The organism is uncultured Veillonella sp. (assembly GCF_905209685.1).
GTDB lineage: Bacteria > Bacillota > Negativicutes > Veillonellales > Veillonellaceae > Veillonella.
In genome coordinates this window covers 1-3,919 of sequence record NZ_CAJLUB010000144.1, presented here as the reverse complement: position 1 = coordinate 3,919, position 3,919 = coordinate 1, and the positions used below count along the sequence as shown (strand labels likewise).

The following is a 3,919-nucleotide window of genomic DNA, read 5'->3' as shown; positions in this document are numbered from 1 at the left end:
GAGGTGTATTATGAATATTCCATTCTTTACAGATTACCTCATGTTAAGCAATCCATTAAGTATTGGTATTATCGCAGTGTTTGTGCTCGCGTTAATCGGTATTTATGCTTTGCAACGCAAGGGTACATCCTTTGGTAATCTCGTTATTATTGGTACTATTGTTGGTGCCGTACTTGGTATTGCTATTCAAATTATTGCAGGCTTCCCAGATGATCCTTCTAAAGTGGTTTACATCAAGGAAAGTACTAAGTGGTTCTCCCTTGTGGGTGGCGGCTTTATTGATTTGATCCGCATGCTTGTTATTCCTATTGTATTTATCTCCATTGTACATGTTATCTTGCACATGGAAGCAGGTGCGAACCTTAAGAAATTAGTGGTTGCCATGGTTTCTACAAATCTTGGCATGGTAGCTGTTGCTGCTATCGTTGGCCTTATCTTGGGTAATGCTTTCGGCTTAGGTCAAGGCTTTGATATCGTTGAATCTGGTAAAAAGATTCGTGAAATTAAACCGATGGTTGATACATTCCGTGCATTGATTCCAAGTAATCCAATTCAAGCTGCAGCTGAAACAAATGTTATCGGTATCGTAGTATTTGCAATCATCTTGGGTAGTGTTGCTCGTTTGTTGAAGAAAACAGGCACAAATAGCATGGAAATCTTTACTAAGCTATTTGATGAGCTTCACCAATTAATCTCCTGGGTTGCAGACTTCATTATCGGTCTTATGCCTTACGGCGTAGTTGCTTTATTGGCATCTACATTGGCAACACGTGGCTTGCAAGCTATCTTAGACATGGGTCTATTCGTAGTATTGATTTACGTTGGCCTTTTGGTTATGTTCGTTGTTCAAGCTATCTTGATTGCTAGCTTCGGTTACAACCCGATTACATACTTCAAAAAAGCAAAAGCTCCACTCTTGTTAGCTTTCACATCCCGTTCCTCTATGGGCGTATTGCCTTTAACTGTTGAAACATTGACAAAACGTCTTGGCGTAAATGCTACAACAGCAAATACAGTAGCATCCTTCGGTACTACTGCAGGCATGCAAGGTTGTGCCGGCGTATTCCCAGCACTTGTTGTTGTGTACATCTCTAACGTGGCGGGTATCCCATTTGATTTGACTATGTATATTATGAGTGTTATCGTTATCGCTATCGGTTCCGTTGGTATCGCAGGCGTTCCTGGTACAGCTACAATGGCTGCATCTGTATCCCTTAGTGGTACAGGTCTTGGTGCGTACTTCACATCCATCAGCCCAATTCTTGCTATCGATCCATTGATCGACATGGGTCGTACATGCTTGAACGTATCTGGTTCCTTAACAAATGCTCTCGTAGTAGATAAGATTATGGGCACTATCGATAAAGACGCATATAATAACCCTAATGAAGGTCGTGTCTAATCTTAGGCCTTAGAAACTGACTTGAAAGGATGGTTAGTTTCACATTAAAACTAAACAAAAAGAACAGTCTTCGGGCTGTTCTTTTTTTATTTTAAAATCTACTCTATGTTGATTTGGCTCTTATTAAAAGTAATTATTATTACAGATTGTAAAGCATATTATTTGTAATTGATATTAAAATTGTGAGCTTGGCTACTAACATACGTATGCGTGTATGGTATACTAGCCTATGAAAAGTTCTGTATTATGCTTAATAAATATAAGCCAAGAGGGTACTAATATGATTACACAAGAGTTGAAAGATCGATTAATTGCAGATTATCCAAAGTTTGAAGATATGACGCATAAGTTCTATAAGAAAGAAATGTCTATTGCAGACTATAAAGGGCAATCCGGTGCCTATGGTAGTTATGCTGAGCGTGGTGCTAACTCTGGTATGAGCCGTTGGCGCTTCAACGGTGGGCGCATGACACGCGAGCACATGCAGTTTTTAGCGGACTCTATTCGCAAATATAATTTGCAGCACGTACATTTCACTACTGGCCAATGTTTGCAAATGCATGGCCTCGATGGTGATACAATTCTAAATCTATATAAAGAATGTTATGATCACGGTATCTATAACCGCGGTGCTGGTGGTGACAATCCAAATGTGGTAGCTAGTATTTTGCGCGGTATTGATCCTCGTGAAACCTTAGATATTACGCCATATGCAACGGCTATTAGCGAGTTTCTTCTAGAGCAAATGTTCTACATCAAAATCCCTCGCAAATTTAAAATGGGTATCGATAATGGCTTTGATAGTACGCCGCATGCTACGTTCAAGGACCTTGGTTTCAATTTAACGAAACACAATACCTTTGATGTATACGCTTGTGGTGGTATTGGCCCAAATCCTCGTATTGGTATTCCTGTAGCGCACGATGTGGCGCCTGAGGATGTTTTATACCATGTGAAAGCTATGCTTATGGTCTTTGCTAACCATGGAAATTTCAAAAACCGTGGCAAGGCTCGTACTCGCTATATGCCTGCGGAAATGGGTGGAGCTGAAGCTTTCATCAAGACCTATGAAGAAACATTGGCGATGGTGAAAGAAGTGGAACAATTAACCATTAATCCAGCTGACTATGCTTATGAAATTACAAAAACTGGTAAGCGTGATAATTCGGTGGAAAACGATCGTATTCACCGTCAAAAACAAGAAGGTTTATACTACGTAGAATACCATCCGGCAGGTGGCGATGCTAATGTAGAACACCTATTGGCTGCTCTTGATTATGCTGTAACACTTGATCAAGTAGAAGCGCGTATTGCGCCAGACCAAGCATTGTTCTTCATCAACCTTACTGCTGATGAGGCTCGTAAAATCGCAGAGTTAACAGACGACAGTGCGGGAAATGATTTCCGTCGTTCCGTATCCTGCGTAGGCTCCACAGTATGTCAAATTGGTATGCAAGACTCCAATGGCCTATTGAAAGATATCTTCGGACACCTTGAAGAAAAAGGTGTAGATACAAGTAAACTCCCTCGTTTACACATCTCGGGCTGTCCACACTCCTGTGGTACACACCAAATCGGTGAAATTGGTTTCCACGGAGCTGTAAAATTAGTAGACAAGAAACCTACCGTAGCCTTTATCCTCGTAGACGGTGGTTCCGAACACATGGGCTCCGAAAACTTCGGTAAAATGGCAGGTAATATCGTAGCCACAAAAATCCCAGAATTCTTGGAAGCCTTGGCAAACATCCTAAACCAATCCCCAGAACCAGACTTTGGTACATGGAGAATGACACACAAAGCGGAATACATGGAACTTATAAAAGCATTTGAGTAAATTTCCTTTTCCGCTTGTGATGGGGCCCCGTTAGATTGCGACAACTCAATAAATAATAAAAAGAGGTCCCTCTTTGCTCCGTTCTTCGCAAAGTCGCTGCATAGGGACCTCTTTTTATTATTTGAGCGTCTGCTATTAACTAGTCCCATCACAAGCTACATCTGATCTTTACTCAAATGCTTTTATATGATGGGGAAAGGGAGAGACTAGCCGCAGGCTAGTCCTTCCCCTACGGTGGGCATAGCGCCACTACTCTAAATCCTAGTTGCAGGCTATTTTTTCCCACATGGTGGGCGTGGCGCCACTACTCTAAAGCTTATTATAGGGTGTAAAATTTTAGTGTTTTCTAGATTTATTTTATAGATTAATTGTAATGGTGCTTGGGAGTGCTTATAACTTGATTATAGTTGACTTTTGGATGGGACATCTTTACAAATAGCGTGATAAAAAAGTAAGGATGCGCTTGTGCAGCGACTTTGCGAAGAACGGAGCAAGCAAGGGTATCCTTACTTTTTTTACCAAGTTGTACTAACGAAACGGGGCCCCATCCGAAAGGGCAATATATAGTGATAAGCTAGCATCATTACAATTAGAATGATTGGTTAAAACTAGATATCACTTGATTTTGTGTGTTATAATAGGCTTTATAGTAGTGTTTGGAGGATTTATCAGATGTTATTTAC

General features: G+C 40.8%; 2 protein-coding genes. Both read left to right on the top strand.

Features of this window, described 5'->3' with window-relative positions; all coding sequences use genetic code 11:
- Window positions 1-10: 10 nt before the first annotated feature.
- Window positions 11-1,402 carry a cation:dicarboxylate symporter family transporter gene (locus tag QZ055_RS08450; protein WP_303930065.1) on the top strand — a complete coding sequence of 464 codons (1,392 nt, stop codon included), beginning with the start codon at window positions 11-13 and terminating at the stop codon, window positions 1,400-1,402.
- Window positions 1,403-1,682: 280 nt separating this feature from the next.
- On the top strand, window positions 1,683-3,236 hold the full coding sequence (locus tag QZ055_RS08445) for a nitrite/sulfite reductase (RefSeq protein ID WP_295826146.1): 1,554 nt from the start codon (window positions 1,683-1,685) through the stop codon (window positions 3,234-3,236).
- Window positions 3,237-3,919 lie beyond the last annotated feature (683 nt).

Excerpts from the sequence above, each read along its gene's own strand:
- QZ055_RS08450 (WP_303930065.1), top strand. The coding sequence starts at position 11 with ATGAATATTCCATTCTTTACAGATTACCTCATGTTAAGCAATCCATTA.
- QZ055_RS08445 (WP_295826146.1), top strand. The coding sequence starts at position 1,683 with ATGATTACACAAGAGTTGAAAGATCGATTAATTGCAGATTATCCAAAG.